This is a genomic window from Pacificibacter sp. (assembly GCF_039769035.1).
Classification (GTDB): Bacteria; Pseudomonadota; Alphaproteobacteria; order Rhodobacterales; family Rhodobacteraceae; genus Celeribacter.
Map to the genome: position 1 here is coordinate 1 of NZ_JBDMZG010000025.1, position 14,566 is coordinate 14,566.

Annotated in this window: 13 protein-coding genes; 10 read left to right on the forward strand and 3 right to left on the reverse strand. The window is 54.2% G+C overall.

The window, feature by feature from the left end; genetic code table 11:
* Window positions 1–5 precede the first annotated feature (5 nt).
* A complete protein-coding gene (gene ilvC, locus ABF287_RS02585; protein ID WP_347183469.1) occupies window positions 6–1,028 on the reverse strand; it encodes a ketol-acid reductoisomerase in 1,023 nt (340 codons plus the stop codon).
* A 147-nt stretch (window positions 1,029–1,175) separates the two neighbouring features.
* On the opposite strand from ilvC, the gene ABF287_RS02590 reads away from it, so the two are divergent.
* The 3 genes from ABF287_RS02590 to ABF287_RS02600 all read left to right on the forward strand — a co-directional run bounded on the left by ABF287_RS02590 (window position 1,176) and on the right by ABF287_RS02600 (window position 2,974).
* Window positions 1,176–1,634 carry an Lrp/AsnC family transcriptional regulator gene (locus ABF287_RS02590; protein ID WP_347183470.1) on the forward strand — a complete coding sequence of 153 codons (459 nt, stop codon included), beginning with the start codon at window positions 1,176–1,178 and terminating at the stop codon, window positions 1,632–1,634.
* Entirely contained in the window at window positions 1,631–2,089 is a 459-nt protein-coding gene (locus ABF287_RS02595) for an Lrp/AsnC family transcriptional regulator (protein ID WP_347183471.1), read from the forward strand. The genes ABF287_RS02590 and ABF287_RS02595 overlap by 4 nt, the downstream gene beginning before the upstream one ends.
* 138 nt (window positions 2,090–2,227) lie before the next feature.
* Window positions 2,228–2,974: a hypothetical protein gene (locus tag ABF287_RS02600; protein WP_347183472.1), complete on the forward strand. Its 747-nt coding sequence runs from the start codon at window positions 2,228–2,230 to the stop codon at window positions 2,972–2,974.
* Window positions 2,975–3,053: 79 nt separating this feature from the next.
* Here the strand turns inward: ABF287_RS02600 and pepN are convergent, their stop codons facing one another.
* A complete protein-coding gene (gene pepN / locus ABF287_RS02605) occupies window positions 3,054–5,609 on the reverse strand; it encodes an aminopeptidase N (RefSeq protein WP_347183473.1) in 2,556 nt (851 codons plus the stop codon).
* Between the two features lie 245 nt (window positions 5,610–5,854).
* Between pepN and ABF287_RS02610 the strand changes: the two genes are divergently transcribed.
* The 3 genes from ABF287_RS02610 (at window position 5,855) to ABF287_RS02620 (ending at window position 9,343) form a co-directional block, all read left to right on the forward strand.
* Complete coding sequence (locus ABF287_RS02610; RefSeq protein WP_347183474.1) at window positions 5,855–7,999, forward strand: malate synthase G; 2,145 nt, start codon at window positions 5,855–5,857, stop codon at window positions 7,997–7,999.
* Between the two features lie 2 nt (window positions 8,000–8,001).
* Window positions 8,002–8,430: a heme-binding protein gene (locus ABF287_RS02615; RefSeq protein WP_347183475.1), complete on the forward strand. Its 429-nt coding sequence runs from the start codon at window positions 8,002–8,004 to the stop codon at window positions 8,428–8,430.
* A 154-nt stretch (window positions 8,431–8,584) separates the two neighbouring features.
* Complete coding sequence (locus ABF287_RS02620) at window positions 8,585–9,343, forward strand: gamma-glutamyl-gamma-aminobutyrate hydrolase family protein (RefSeq protein ID WP_347183476.1); 759 nt, start codon at window positions 8,585–8,587, stop codon at window positions 9,341–9,343.
* On the opposite strand, the gene ABF287_RS02625 is transcribed toward ABF287_RS02620, so the two are convergent.
* On the reverse strand, window positions 9,340–9,804 hold the full coding sequence (locus ABF287_RS02625; protein ID WP_347183477.1) for a GNAT family N-acetyltransferase: 465 nt from the start codon (window positions 9,802–9,804) through the stop codon (window positions 9,340–9,342). The genes ABF287_RS02620 and ABF287_RS02625 overlap by 4 nt on opposite strands.
* 375 nt (window positions 9,805–10,179) lie before the next feature.
* Here ABF287_RS02625 and ABF287_RS02630 point away from each other — a divergent pair, with 375 nt between their 5' ends.
* The 4 genes from ABF287_RS02630 to ABF287_RS02645 all read left to right on the forward strand — a co-directional run bounded on the left by ABF287_RS02630 (window position 10,180) and on the right by ABF287_RS02645 (window position 14,522).
* Entirely contained in the window at window positions 10,180–11,751 is a 1,572-nt protein-coding gene (locus ABF287_RS02630; protein ID WP_347183478.1) for a Re/Si-specific NAD(P)(+) transhydrogenase subunit alpha, read from the forward strand.
* Between the two features lie 13 nt (window positions 11,752–11,764).
* A complete protein-coding gene (locus tag ABF287_RS02635) occupies window positions 11,765–13,198 on the forward strand; it encodes an NAD(P)(+) transhydrogenase (Re/Si-specific) subunit beta (protein WP_347183479.1) in 1,434 nt (477 codons plus the stop codon).
* A gap of 175 nt (window positions 13,199–13,373) precedes the next feature.
* Window positions 13,374–14,087 (forward strand): cytochrome c biogenesis CcdA family protein, encoded by a 714-nt coding sequence (locus ABF287_RS02640; protein WP_347183480.1) that lies wholly within the window; start codon window positions 13,374–13,376, stop codon window positions 14,085–14,087.
* A gap of 18 nt (window positions 14,088–14,105) precedes the next feature.
* Window positions 14,106–14,522, forward strand: coding sequence for a thioredoxin family protein (locus ABF287_RS02645; RefSeq protein WP_347183481.1), 417 nt, complete (start codon window positions 14,106–14,108; stop codon window positions 14,520–14,522).
* Window positions 14,523–14,566: the final 44 nt, after the last annotated feature.

The window sequence follows — 14,566 nt, forward strand, 5'->3', positions numbered from 1 at the left end:
AAAGCTTAGTTGCGCTCTTTGTCGACCATTTTACCAGCTGAAATCCAAGGCATCATGCCACGGAGTTTCGCGCCTGTTTCTTCGAGCAGGTGCTCGTCGTTTGCACGACGGGACGCTTTGATTGTTGGCTGGCCAACAGCGTTTTCGAGCATGAAGTCACGTACGAATTTACCGGATTGGATGTCTTCGAGAACGCGTTTCATTTCAGCTTTTGTGCGATCGTATGGGATCACGCGTGGGCCAGTCACGTATTGACCGTACTCAGCTGTGTTGGAGATGGAGTAGTCCATGTTCGCGATGCCACCTTCGTAGATCAGGTCTACGATAAGTTTCACTTCGTGCAGACACTCAAAGTATGCCATCTCAGGTGCGTAGCCCGCTTCAACGAGTGTTTCAAAGCCACAACGGATGAGGTCAACGACGCCACCACACAGAACAGCTTGCTCACCAAACAGGTCAGTTTCACATTCTTCGCGGAAGTTTGTCTCGATGATGCCGGAGCGACCGCCGCCGATTGCGGAACAGTATGACAGGCCGATTTCCAAAGCTTTGCCAGTCGCGTTTGTGTCAACAGCAACAAGGCAAGGCACGCCGCCGCCTTTGACGTATTCGCCGCGTACAGTGTGACCTGGGCCTTTTGGCGCCATCATGATCACGTCAACGCCTTCTTTTGGCTCGATCAAGCCGAAGTGTACGTTCAAACCGTGAGCAAATGCGATTGCTGCACCTGGTTTAATGTTGTCGTGGACGTATTTTTTGTATGTCTCAGCCTGAAGCTCATCGGGCATGGTGAACATGATCACGTCACACCAAGCAGCCGCTTCAGCAATGCCCATAACTTTCAGGCCTTCGCCTTCAGCTTTCTTCGCAGAAGGGGAGCCTTCGCGCAGAGCAACAACAACGTTTTTCGCGCCAGAGTCGCGCAGGTTCAACGCGTGTGCGTGGCCTTGTGAGCCGTAGCCCAAGATTGCAACTTTAGCTTCTTTGATGAGATTTACATCGCAATCGCGATCGTAATAAACGCGCATGTTGGCGCTCCTTATTCTGGTTATGGTCGTCTTATTCGTCTGAAGGGCACAATAGTGAATATTGCGCTGAGTGCGAGTTCAAAATTTGACTGATTTGCGATAAATGTGTTAAATTCATTCTTGAAAAATAGATAATGTGAAATTTTCATGCCAATAGACGATACAGACCGTAGGATTCTACGACAGCTACAGGCCGATCCAGAAGAATCCGTCGCCATTTTGGCCGCGCGCGCGGGCGTGACAGGGGCGACATTCGCGCGCCGTGTCGAAAAAATGCGCGAAGGCGGCGTGATCCGTGCCATTCGCGACGAGATCAATTGGCAAGCAATGGGGTACACCGTGGAAGTATCCTTGCGTTTTACCTTGGACAAAACCAACCCGCGTGCCTTTGACGAATTCATCGCGGCGGCGCGGGGCGTGCCCGAAGTGATTTCCATTGGCACGTTCTTGGGTCAAGTCGATGTACGGCTGTTGGTGATTGCGCGCGACATGCCTGATTATCAGCGGCTCTATCGAGAACATATCGTAACCTTGCCGCATATTTCAGACATCGAGGCCTTGATGCATGTGGCCCAAGTCAAAGAACGCCAAGAGGTGCCGCTATGACGCAGGAGCTTGACGATATCGACCGCGCTTTGGTGCGCGCACTTTGTGTGGATGCCACCCAATCTGCGGGCGCGTTGGGGCGCGATCATGGATTAAGCCAGCCCGCCACGTGGCGCAGGATCAAACGTCTTCGCGAGGCGGGATTGTTTGGGCCACGTCGCGTGGATTTGAACTTGGAACGGCTCGGATTTGGCGTGACTGTATTCTTGGGCATCAAGCTGGCCACCAAAGGTCGTGTGTCTTTGGAAGATTTCGAACGCGCTGTTAGCTCAATTCCCGAAGTGCAAACGGTGCAGCACGTGTTGGGCCTGTATGACTATCGGTTGCGCGTTGTGGCGCAGGATCTATCTGACTTTGAGCGTGTGCTCAGGCGGCGCGTGATGACCCTGCCGGGGGTAGGGAATGTCGAGGCCAATGTATTGTTGTCTGAAGAGCGCCTGTCAGGGCCGATTTAATCTGAGCCGATTTAAAAAAAAAGCGCGACGGAAACGACCAAGCGCCACGTGTAATGACCGACGCACACAAATAGTGAGACCAATCATGTCAAAAGACACCGCACATCAAGACGACCACGATTTGGGCTTTGCCATGATTTGCCGCGCATGATCGGGCGGCGCAAGATGCTTGGCCTGATGGCGGGGCTTGGGATTGGCACAGCCGCTGCTGGACCTGCGTTCGCATTGGGTGAATGTCTGCCGATGCCGTCCGAAACCGCGGGGCCTTTCCCAGCCAATGGCACGCGCACGCGTGGTGGTTTGGCGTATAATGCGCTCGATCAAGCAGGGGTGATCCGCTCTGACATGCGGACAAGTTTTGGCGGTATGACATCCGTGGCCGAAGGTGTGCCGCTTGAGATGGACCTCGAACTGGTCAGTGCCGGTGCGGATTGTACGCCGCTTGCTGGCTACGCGATCTATCTGTGGCACTGCGACGCGATTGGGCGCTATTCCATGTATGACATGGACGACAACTACCTGCGCGCTGTTGGCGTGGCGGGTGCTGATGGCAAAGTGTCGTTCACCACCGTGTTCCCGGGCTGTTACCCAGGGCGTTGGCCGCATGTGCATTTCGAAGTTTTCGAGACGCCACTTGCCGCTGTGTCCGGTGCCAAACCTGTTTTGACTTCGCAATGGGCGTTCACCGAAGAGCACAGCCAAGACGTCTATTCAGCAGATGATCTGTATGCGCAGAGCGCCAATAACCTGTCTCGCCTGAGCATGCGTCGCGATTCCATTTTCCGCGACAACAATGATGCTCAGATGGAACTGCAAACCATGCAGACGTCAGGCTCGCCTAAAGCTGGCTATACTGGTCAAATTCGGATCCCCATCAAAGTCTGATAGGCGTTGACGAAACTAAAAAGGACCGCCTGTCATGGGCGGTCCTTTCGTTTGACTGTCTCGCTTTTCTAGGGGCAACTTATGCCGCGAGAATGCGCGACACCATTTCTGTTGTGTCACCGCTGAGGTTTGGCGTGGCCAAGATGCGCTCCAATTGGGTGCGGATCATCGCTTGGCGATCTGCGTCATAGCGCTTCCACGTCTCAAACGCGCCACACATGCGGGCGGTTGTCTGTGGGTTCAGCGGATCAAGCTTGATCAACCAATCAGCCAGCAATTTGTACGCCGCGCCATCGGGGGCGTGAAAGCCGCCGTGGTTTGCTTGCAAAGCGCCAAAGACCGCACGGAACCTGTTTGGGTTCTTCATTTCGAAATCAGCATGCTGCGTGAGCTTATCAGCAATATGCGCTGCTTCAAGCGGGGCTGCGACAGCGACTTGCATCATGAACCACTTGTCCATCACCAAACGGTCATGGAACCACTGCGCATAGAAACTTGCCAATTCTTCTTGGCCTGTTCCTGCGGACAAAAGTGCCGTCAAAGCACCGGCTTGTTCGGTCATGTTGTCTGCGGTTTCAAACAGATTGCGCGCGGCCGCGCCGCCATCATTAAGCGTCAACAGCGACAGCACCGCCATGCGCAACGCGCGTTTGCCTGACCCGTTTGCGTCGGGTTTGAAGGCACCGGCGTCGTTGTCGGCGTAAAGAGCGGGTAAGATGTCTTTGAACGCGCTGGCCAGAATATGACGCAACTCTTCGAGCTGTTCGTAAATGGCCATCGGATCAGGCGTGACACCGGCATCGGTCAGGGTTTGCGCCAAGTCGTCTTGCGATGGTAGGGCCAAACACAATGCACGGAATGCAGGATCTTTTCTGGTGTCTGACAGCATGGTTTTTAGAGCGTCCAAATATGCGGGATCAGGCTCTGTGCCGTCCACGATCATGGCCACAAGCGTGTCTTTCGCCAGCATGCGCCCCATTTCCCACGTGTTGAACGGGTCCGTGTCATTGGCCAAGAGGAAGGCGCGGGTTTTGGCGTCCATCTCGCGTTGCAAAATTACCGGCGCGGAGAAGTCGCGCAAGATCGATGCGACGGGGCGCTCGGACAGGCCCTCAAAGGTGAAGCTCTGGCTGCTTTCGGTCATTTCCAAAATCGTGTTGGGCACGACTTCTGTGCCATCTTGCGCAATAAGACCAACCATGATGGGCAGCACTTGGGGTTTTTTCACGTCCTGACCCGGTGTGGCAGGGGTCGATTGCGTAAAGCTGAGCGTGAGCGTGCCATTGTCCCACGTTTCCTCAACCGACAAGCGCGGTGTGCCAGCTTGAGAATACCACTGTTGGAAATGCGACAGATCGCGCCCAGTGGTGTCTTCAAAGGCTTTGATCCAGTCTTCGATGGTGACGGCTTGTCCATCGTGGCGCTCAAAGTAAAGGTCGCAGCCTTTGTAATAAGCCTCGTCCCCGATCAGGCGGCGCAGCATGCCGATGACTTCTGCGCCTTTGGTGTAAACGGTCGCGGTGTAGAAATTGTTGATTTCCACAAAGCTTTCGGGGCGCACGTTATGCGCCAATGGACCGTTGTCTTCGCGGAACTGACGCGCGCGCAACAGCAGCACTTCTTCAATGCGCTTGACCGCATGGCTGCGCATATCGCCCGAGAACATCTGATCGCGGTAGACTGTCAGGCCCTCTTTGAGGCACAGCTGGAACCAATCACGGCACGTGATGCGATTGCCTGTCCAGTTGTGGAAATATTCATGAGCGATGATGCCCTCGACACGTTCAAAGGTCGCATCGGTGGAGGTCTCAGGCGATGCCAGAACACAAGAAGAGTTGAAGATGTTCAAACCCTTGTTTTCCATCGCGCCCATGTTGAAATCATCCACGGCGACGATATTGAAAATGTCCAAGTCGTACTCACGCCCGTAGACGCGTTCGTCCCATACCATGGAATCGATCAACGCTTGCATGCCAAAGGCGCATTTGTCCTCGTCGCCTTTGCGCACATAGATATTCAATTCAACGTCTTTGCCGGACATGGTGGTAAACTGTCCAGCGTGTGCCAAAAGCTCGCCTGCGACCAAAGCAAACAGATACGCCGGTTTAGGCCAAGGGTCATGCCATTCGGCCCAACCATCGCCAGAGGCTTGCGGATTGCCGTTTGACAGCATCACCGGCAGCTCAGATTCCACACGCACGGTGAATACGGCCATCACATCAGGGCGGTCGGGGTAATAGGTGATTTTGCGAAAGCCCTCGGCCTCACATTGGGTGCAATACATGCCAGAGGACATATAGAGCCCTTCAAGTGCAGTATTGGTTTCGGGTGAAATCTCGACCTCTGCCTCAAAGGTGAACGGCTCTTGTGGCAGGTCGGCCTGTTTGATCGTCAGGTGCGTGTCCGTGGTGTCATAGGCGACATAGGCGCCGTTCACAGTGACGGATTTCAAAGACAGCTGTTCGCCATTTAAGATCAGATCGCCAGTGTTTTTGTCGTTCGGTGTAAAGACGATCTTTGACCGCACCCGTGTGGCGCGCGGGGACAATGCGAAAGTGAGGTGCACAGTCTCAACCCAATGATGCGGCTCTGCGTAATCTTTGAGAAAAATGGTCTGGGGGGCGAGGTCGGTCATATAAGGGCTTTCGCTTTAAAATGCGGGTTTGGTCGGACGTTAGAACGCCGGTGGGGGAGCTGCAAGGCACACAATGGTGCTGGGCCAATAGCTGCACTGGACCGTTGGGAGGCGTCATTGGTGAATAAATAAGCGCTCGATGTAAATTTTGGCTATTTTGGTAAAAAAATATTACCAGCCTTGCCGAGCGCGCCATTCCTGCCTACGGTTCGCAAAAGACCGAGCCCCAATGAGAGGATGATTCCGTGACCGAACGCACACATATTTCTGGCCTAAATATCGCAACTGATTTGGTGCGCTTTGTCGAAGACGAAGCTCTTGTTGGTCTTGATGTCACGCCTGAAACGGTATGGGCGGGTTTTGCAGAGATCGTCAATGAACTTGGCCCGAAAAACCGCGCGCTGTTGGAAAAGCGCGAAAGTATTCAAGCACAGATCGATGACTGGCACATTGCCCGCAAAGGTCAGCCCCACGATGCGGCAGCCTATGAGGCGTTCCTGCGCGAGATCAATTACATCGTGCCAGAGGGTGCAGATTTTGAGATCGAGACAGCAGATACCGATCCTGAGATCGCGCTTATCCCTGGTCCACAGCTGGTGGTGCCGATTACCAATGCGCGTTACGCGTTGAACGCGGCGAATGCACGCTGGGGCTCTTTGTATGATGCTCTCTATGGCACCGACGCGCTGGGCGATGTGGCGACAGGCAAAGGCTATGACGCAGAACGCGGGGCCCGAGTGATTGCATGGGCCAAGGCGCACCTTGATGATGTGGCGCCATTGGCGGGTGGCTCTTGGGCGGATGTGACGTCTGTCTCTGTCAAAGGCGGTATGGTGATCGTCGATGGCAAGATGGGCGAAACAGGCCTGTCCAACCCTGAGCAATTGGCGGGTTCGAAAGAGGGGCATGTGCTCTTGCGTGCCAATGGGCTGTTGATCGACATCGTGATCGACCCAAGCACCCCTGTGGGCGGACAAGACTCTGCGGGCATTTCCGACATTCGCCTTGAGAGCGCTATGTCGGCCATCATGGACTGCGAAGATTCAGTTGCTGCAGTGGATTCAGAAGAAAAAGTCGGCGCGTATCGCAATTGGTTGGGCCTGATGAAAGGCGATTTGACTGAGGAAGTCACCAAAGGTGGCAAGACCATCACCCGCGCGTTGCATGGCGATGACAGCTTTACTGCGCCTGACGGATCTGAACTGGCGGTGAAAACCCGCGCTTTGATGTTGGTGCGCAATGTTGGGCATTTGATGACGAACCCTGCTGTGACCGATAGTGAAGGGCGCGAGGTTGGTGAAGGCCTGATGGACGCGCTGTTCACCACACTTATCGCGATGCATGATTTGAACAAAACGGGTGGCGCGCGCAATTCCGCCACTGGCTCTGTCTATGTGGTGAAACCGAAAATGCACGGGCCAGAAGAGGTGGCCTTTGCCGATGAGATTTTCACCAAAGTCGAATCCATCCTTGGCCTGCCACAAAACACAGTGAAACTCGGCATCATGGACGAGGAACGCCGCACCTCGGTGAACCTCAAAGAATGTATCCGCGCTGCCAAATCTCGTGTGGCCTTTATCAACACTGGGTTCTTGGACCGTACGGGGGATGAAATTCACACCTCTATGGAAGCGGGGCCAATGATCCGCAAAGGCGATATGAAATCAGAGCCTTGGATCGCCTCATACGAGGATCGCAACGTCGACATCGGGCTGGCCTGTGGCCTCAAGGGCAAGGCGCAGATCGGAAAAGGCATGTGGGCCATGCCGGACCTGATGGAAGACATGCTGAAAGCCAAAATCGGTCACCCTAAATCTGGCGCCACTTGTGCTTGGGTGCCATCGCCCACAGCCGCGACCTTGCACGCCACACATTACCATAAGGTCGATGTGATGGGCATCCAAGATCAGATCAAAGCAGGCGGGGCGCGTGGCACGCTGAGTGATTTGATCACCATTCCAGTGGCGCAGGGCGTGAATTGGTCTGACGAAGACATCGCCTCTGAAATTGAAAACAACGCTCAAGGTATCTTGGGCTATGTGGTGCGCTGGGTTGATCAAGGCGTGGGCTGTTCCAAAGTGCCAGACATCCACGATGTGGGCCTGATGGAAGACCGCGCGACCTGCCGGATTTCTTCTCAGGCTTTGGCCAACTGGTTGCACCACGGCGTTGTGTCTGAGGATCAAGTCATGGCCGCGATGCAAAAAATGGCCGCCGTCGTAGACCGCCAAAACGAAGGTGACGCGCTTTATACGCCAATGGCGCCAAGCTTTGACGGCGTTGCCTTTCAAGCCGCTTGCGACTTGGTGTTCAAAGGCCGCGTTCAGCCATCTGGTTACACTGAGCCAGTTTTGCACGCACGCCGTCTTGAATTGAAAGCGCAGGGATAATCATGACCCATATTACACTCGAAGCAGCACAACAGATGATTGCCGGTGCAGTTGCGCATGGAACCACTCAAGGTTATGCGCCTTTGTCGGTCATCGTTTTGGATGCGGGCGGTCACCCGATTGCCTTTGCGCGCGCCAATGATGCGGCCCCCGGTCGTTATGCGATTGCACATGGCAAGGCCTACGGCGCTGTTATGCTGGGCATGGCTGGCAATAAGCTTAATGAAATCGCCAAAGCGCGGCCTGAGTTCATGACCTCGCTCAATACCGCGCTGGGCGGCACTGTTGTCCCTGTGCAGGGCGGTGTTTTGGTCAAAGATGCCGATGGCAAAGTGATCGGCGCTGTTGGCGTCACGGGGGACACGTCAGACAATGATGCCGATGCAGGGCAGGCGGGCGTTTTAGCCGCAGGGTTTGTCGCCGAAATCTAAAGGCCGCTTGGCCCAAATTGTAAGCATTTTAGGCGCGCAGGGACACCTGTGCGCCTTTTCCATATCACTTGCGCAGCGTTCTGACTTTTCATCTCTTTGAACAAGCCTATGTTAAGTTCTAACAGCTCAAAGAGTGAGACAGAAAGGGACCCTCATGACCCGCCCCATCGTTGGAATCATCGGCAACAGCGACTTTTTGAACGGGGACTATCCCGTCTTTACGTCCGGCAAGATGAATGTCGAGGCGGTGTCGCATGTGTCTGGCTGCGTGCCTTTGTTGATCCCAGCAAATCCCAATGTGGTTTCTGTTGAGGAACTCCTGAGTGTCTGCGACGGATTTTTGCTCACTGGCGGGCGACCCAATGTGCACCCGTCCGAATATGACGAAATAGAAACCGAGGCGCATGGGGCCTTTGATCGGTGCCGCGATGAAATCACGCTGCCCTTGGTGCGGGCCTGCGTAGAGCGTGGCGTGCCCTTTTTTGGTGTGTGCCGCGGGTTTCAAGAAGTGAATGTGGCCATGGGGGGATCGCTTTACCCCGAAATTCGCGACCTTGAGGGGCGCGACAATCACCGCATGCCGCCAGACGGCACCGTGGAAGAAAAATTTGCCCTGCGCCACGAGGTGACATTTGAGCCCGATGGTCCGTTTCACAAGGTGCTGGGCACAACAAAGGCGATGACAAACACGCTGCACGGGCAGGGCGTGAAACGCGCTGGCCCACGTATTGTCATTGATGGCTATGCACCAGACGGCACGCCCGAGGCGCTTTATGTCAAAGATGCAAAGGGTTTCACAATGTCCGTGCAATGGCACCCAGAATGGCAGGCCGCACTAGATCCAACGTCTAAGGCCCTGTTTGGCGCTTTCGGAGATGCCGTGCGCGCTTATGCGCAAAGCAAACAGGCCTAAAGGCTTTTTTCCATCCGGAAGTTTTCGATCCCGACGCCGTTGCGGATCACCATTTGTCGCGCTGTGACGTGCCAGCCGCGTTTTTCAAAAAACCGTTTCGCCAGATGCGAGGCTTCTGTGTCCAGTATTGTTAAGCCAAGATGGCGCGCCTCGGCCTCGCAAGCGTCATAGAGTTTGCCTGCGGTGCCTTTGCCCATTTCAGTTGGCAGCACATAGGCAAAGTCGATGTGGCCATCAAAGCCCATGGTCATGAAACCTACGATCTTGCCCCAGCGCTTGGCGCCAATCGCCACACCGGATGTCAGGCGCGCGGGCCAAGTGTCAGGCATTGGGGCGTCTTTGGGCGCCCAAGCGGCTTGCTGCTCTGGGCTGTAAAACGCCGCAGTGCCGCCGTGAACTGCGTGCACAAACACATCGTAACAGGCTTGAGCGTCTTTTTGGGTGAGGGGCGTCAGTTTCATAGAGGGATACTACACCATATTTTCGACCAAAAATGTGAAAATTTGCCACCAAAAGCGCGCATGTCATCATCGCATTTTTGAATTTCCAAACTGATATGTTAGTTTTCGCTTTCCTTTTGGTCAACTTCCACTAGAGTGCCGCAATGGCCAAGGTCTGTCTTTTGAAAAGAGACATCAGGGCTATACAAGGTTTAGGCAGGTGATCTTAGGATTTGCTCGTTACACTTCGAGGCTAAGGTCAACTGAGTGCGTTCGGCACGCGGACACCTATGTTCAAAGTTCGAAATGTTAGCGCAACAATGTTGCCCTAGTCGTTCGCTTTGTCTAAGGATTGTTCGATGTCAAAATTTTGACTGGGGAAAAGAGGAAAAATTCGTGAAGATCGGTGTTCCTAAGGAATTATTTGAAGGCGAAGCGCGGGTAGCGTTGACGCCTGACAGTGCCAAACAGCTGCAAAAGCTTGGCTATGACTGTGTGATCGAAACAGGCGCTGGTGCGCTGGCTGGTTTCGCTGACAATGACTATAAAGAGGCTGGTGTAGAGGTGGTGAAAACCGCAGCTGCATTGTGGAAAGCCGCTGATATCGTTGCCAAAGTGCGTCAACCCAATGAGGCTGAACTCAAACGCCTCACCAAAGGTAAGACGTTGATTTCCTTCTTCAACCCTGCGGCAAATGACGCAGGCATGGAAGCGGCGAAATCCAAAGGTGCCAATGTCATCGCAATGGAAATGGTGCCACGCATCTCTCGCGCGCAGAAAATGGATGCCTTGTCTTCCATGGCGAACATTGCCGGTTACCGCGCTGTGATTGAAGCGTCCAACAACTTTGGTCGATTCTTTACCGGTCAGATCACAGCAGCTGGTAAAGTACCGCCTGCGAAGGTTCTGGTTGTTGGTGCTGGTGTGGCTGGCTTGGCCGCGATCGGCACATCCACATCCCTCGGCGCAATCACATACGCTTTCGACGTGCGTCCAGAAGTCGCCGAGCAAGTCGAATCTATGGGCGCTGAATTTGTTTACCTCGACTTTGAGGAAGAACAACAAGACGGTGCCGCGACAGGCGGCTACGCTGCTGTGTCCAGCCCAGAGTTCCGTGAAGCACAGCTCGCGAAATTCCGCGAATTGGCCCCTGAGGTTGATATCGTCATCACCACAGCGCTGATTCCAAACCGCGAAGCGCCTGAGCTTTGGACAGAAGACATGGTTGCGGCCATGAAACCTGGTTCTGTGATCGTCGATTTGGCGGCGGAAAAAGGCGGCAACTGTAAGCTGACTGTTGCAGATGAGAAAATCGTCACAGAAAACGGCGTGACCATCATCGGCTACACAGACTTCCCATCCCGTATGGCCGCGCAAGCGTCCACATTGTACGCGACAAACATCCGTCACATGATGACTGACTTGACCCCTGAAAAAGACGGTCAGATCAATCACAACATGGAAGACGATGTGATCCGCGGTGCGACCGTGACGTTCGAAGGTGACATTACCTTCCCGCCACCCCCACCAAAGATCCAAGCGATTGCAGCCAAGCCAAAAGAAGTTGTGCCTGAGCTGACACCAGAAGAAAAACGCGCCGAAGAAGTGGCTGCGTTCAAAAAGCAAACACGCAACCAAGTCACCTTGTTGGCTGTCGGCGGCGCACTGTTGCTCGCGGTTGGTCTTGTGGCCCCTGCAAGCTTTATGCAGCACTTTATTGTGTTTGTTTTGTCCGTCTTTATCGGTTTCCAAGTGATTTGGGGCGTGGCGCACTCGCTGCACACACCGCTTATGGCTGTCACCAACGCGATTTCTTCAATCATCATCTTGGGTGCTTTGATGCAAATCGGGTCTGGGTCCTTCCTTGTGATCCTATTGGCCGCTTTGTCTGTCTTTATGGCTGGTATCAACATCTTTGGCGGCTTCCTCGTCACACGGCGCATGCTTGCCATGTTCCAGAAATCTTAAGGAGTATAGGATTATGGAATTCGGATTTACGACAGCGGCCTACGTGGTCGCGGCAGTCCTCTTCATCCTCTCTTTGGGTGGTTTGTCAGGACAAGAAAGCGCCAAACGCGCTGTATGGTATGGCATCGTGGGCATGGCTTTGGCCGTTTTCGCGACGCTTGTTGGACCGGGCGCTGGCCTGTGGCTCTTGTCGATTGTGTTGATCGCAGCCGGTGGCGCGATTGGTTACGTTGTGGCAACACGCGTGCAAATGACTGAAATGCCACAGCTTGTGGCAGCGATGCACTCGCTCGTTGGTTTGGCGGCTGTGTTTGTGGGCTTGATTGCGCACATCGAGCTGGGCCGTGTCTTGGGCATGGATCACGCAACACGTGAAACTCTGGACGGCTTCGCTGGCCTTTTGGCGCATAAATCAGGTGTTGAGATCAACATCCTGCGCGTTGAATTGTTCCTCGGCATCTTCATCGGTGCTGTGACCTTCACCGGTTCTGTGGTGGCTTACGGCAAACTTGCGGGCAAATTGTCCTCAAACGCGACCAAGCTTCCAGGCGGTCACGTACTCAATGCAAGTGCTGCGGCGCTTTCAGTGATCTGCTTGATCTGGTACTTCAACACAGGTGGTTTCTTGCCATTGCTCATCATGACATTGGCTGCGCTGTTTATCGGTTACCACTTGATCATGGGCATCGGCGGCGCGGATATGCCGGTGGTTGTCTCCATGTTGAACTCCTACTCAGGCTGGGCCGCTGCGGCGATTGGTTTCTCCCTCGGGAACGACCTGTTGATCGTTGTGGGCGCGCTTGTGGGCTCTTCTGGTGCGATTTTGTCCTACATCATGTGTAAGGCGATGAACCGCTCTTTCGTGTCTGTGATCTTGGGCGGCTTTGGCGGCACAACTGGTCCACAGATGGAAGTCGAAGGCGAACAGGTTGCGATCGATGCGGACGGTGTTGCGACGGCTTTGAACGAAGCTGACTCAGTGATCATCGTGCCAGGTTACGGCATGGCGGTGGCGCAAGCCCAAGCGGCTGTTTCCGAGTTGACCAACAAATTGCGTGGCAAAGGCAAAAACGTGCGTTTCGCCATTCACCCTGTTGCAGGTCGTTTGCCGGGTCACATGAACGTGCTTTTGGCAGAAGCCAAAGTGCCTTACGACATCGTGATGGAAATGGACGAGATCAATGACGACATGCCTGAAACGGATGTTGTCATCGTGATCGGCTCCAACGACATTGTGAACCCTGCGGCACAAGAAGATCCAAACTCACCCATCGCTGGCATGCCAGTTCTGGAAGTTTGGAAAGCCAAGCAAGTGTTCGTGTCCAAACGTGGTCAGGGTACTGGGTATTCAGGTATCGAAAACCCACTGTTCTACAAAGAAAACACACGGATGTTCTACGGGGATGCCAAAGACTCTGTGAACGCATTGTTGCCGAAAATCGACTAAGACAGCGTGCTAAAAATCTGAACAGGGCGGTCCATTGGGCCGCCCTTTTTCGTGCGTTTCAGACACATGCATGCGACAGCCAATTGCCATTGTTTCATTTCCCTGACGGGGACGTGACGTGGTGTCAGAACATTGTTGGCTGACAGTGCATCCGCTTGTGGGCCATGATGTGCGTATGGAATTTATCTTTGCATATCTCGCGGGGCTTTTGACGCTGATCAACCCATGTGTGCTGCCGATCTTGCCGATTGTTTTGGCCAGTGCGTTGCAAGCGGGTCGGGGCGGGCCGTTTTACATGGCAGCAGGGATGAGCCTGTCGTTCGTCGCATTCGGCATGTTTGTCACCACGGTTGGCTATTCTGTCGGTCTCGATGAAGAACGCCTTGGTGACATTGGCGCGGGCTTGATGCTGTTTTTCGGTGTCGTACTTTTGGTTCCAAAGCTGTCTGCGGGTTTCTCAAGCCTGACGGCGCGTTTTGCCAATTCCGCTGACGCAAAGATCGACACCTTAGAGCGCAAAAGCGCGTTGGGGCAGTTGGGCACAGGCGCGCTGTTGGGCGCCGTCTGGAGCCCCTGTATTGGCCCCACACTGGGTGGCGCCATTGCGTTGGCGTCGCAGGGGGAAAGCCTTGCGCGTGCGGCGATGATCATGGTGTTCTTCGCCCTCGGTGTGTCCACGATCATTCTTGCGCTTGGCTATGGCGCGCGGTCTTGGTTCATGCGCAATCAAAACCTCATGCAAGCCATCGCCGAAAAATCACGCCCCATGTTGGGCGCTGTCTTTGTCATCGTCGGGTTGGCATTGCTGTTCAACCTTCACCACATGATCGAAGCTTGGGCGGTGGAAGTCTTGCCTGCTTGGCTGATCGATCTATCTGTTTCGTTATAATATTCAAGGAGATACCTCATGAAACGTCGTGACTTTATCCTATCCGCTTCGGCCCTAATGGCTGTGCCTTTCATAGGCGCGCCTGCATTGGCTGCAACCGAATACACGGAAGGCCTTGTGGCGCAGGAGCTTGCCGCTGGCAAAACCGTGTTCTTGGATTTCAAAGCTTCGTGGTGTTCTACGTGCGCAGCCCAAGAGCGCGTTCTTGATAAGCTCAAGGCAGCAAACCCTGCCTATGAAAAAGAGATCACATTCATCGATGTCGATTGGGACGACTTCGGTCGGTCTGATTTGGTCAAAAGCCTGAAAGTGCCGCGCCGCTCAACTTTGATTGTTCTAAAAGGCGACGATGAATTTGGACGCATTGTTGCGGGCACCAAAGAGGCCGATATCAAGGCGCTCATGGATACGGCTTTGACTGTCGCGACGCGTTAGGTCGACATTGGTATGCGTTTGTATTCCGATAAGTATTTGAAATG

Coding starts and splice junctions, on each gene's coding strand:
- ilvC (WP_347183469.1), bottom strand. CDS start 1,028: ATGCGCGTTTATTACGATCGCGATTGCGATGTAAATCTCATCAAAGAA.
- ABF287_RS02640 (WP_347183480.1), top strand. CDS start 13,374: ATGGAATTTATCTTTGCATATCTCGCGGGGCTTTTGACGCTGATCAAC.
- pepN (WP_347183473.1), bottom strand. CDS start 5,609: ATGACCGACCTCGCCCCCCAGACCATTTTTCTCAAAGATTACGCAGAG.
- ABF287_RS02625 (WP_347183477.1), bottom strand. CDS start 9,804: ATGAAACTGACGCCCCTCACCCAAAAAGACGCTCAAGCCTGTTACGAT.
- ABF287_RS02615 (WP_347183475.1), top strand. CDS start 8,002: ATGACCCATATTACACTCGAAGCAGCACAACAGATGATTGCCGGTGCA.
- ABF287_RS02645 (WP_347183481.1), top strand. CDS start 14,106: ATGAAACGTCGTGACTTTATCCTATCCGCTTCGGCCCTAATGGCTGTG.
- ABF287_RS02595 (WP_347183471.1), top strand. CDS start 1,631: ATGACGCAGGAGCTTGACGATATCGACCGCGCTTTGGTGCGCGCACTT.
- ABF287_RS02635 (WP_347183479.1), top strand. CDS start 11,765: ATGGAATTCGGATTTACGACAGCGGCCTACGTGGTCGCGGCAGTCCTC.
- ABF287_RS02620 (WP_347183476.1), top strand. CDS start 8,585: ATGACCCGCCCCATCGTTGGAATCATCGGCAACAGCGACTTTTTGAAC.
- ABF287_RS02590 (WP_347183470.1), top strand. CDS start 1,176: ATGCCAATAGACGATACAGACCGTAGGATTCTACGACAGCTACAGGCC.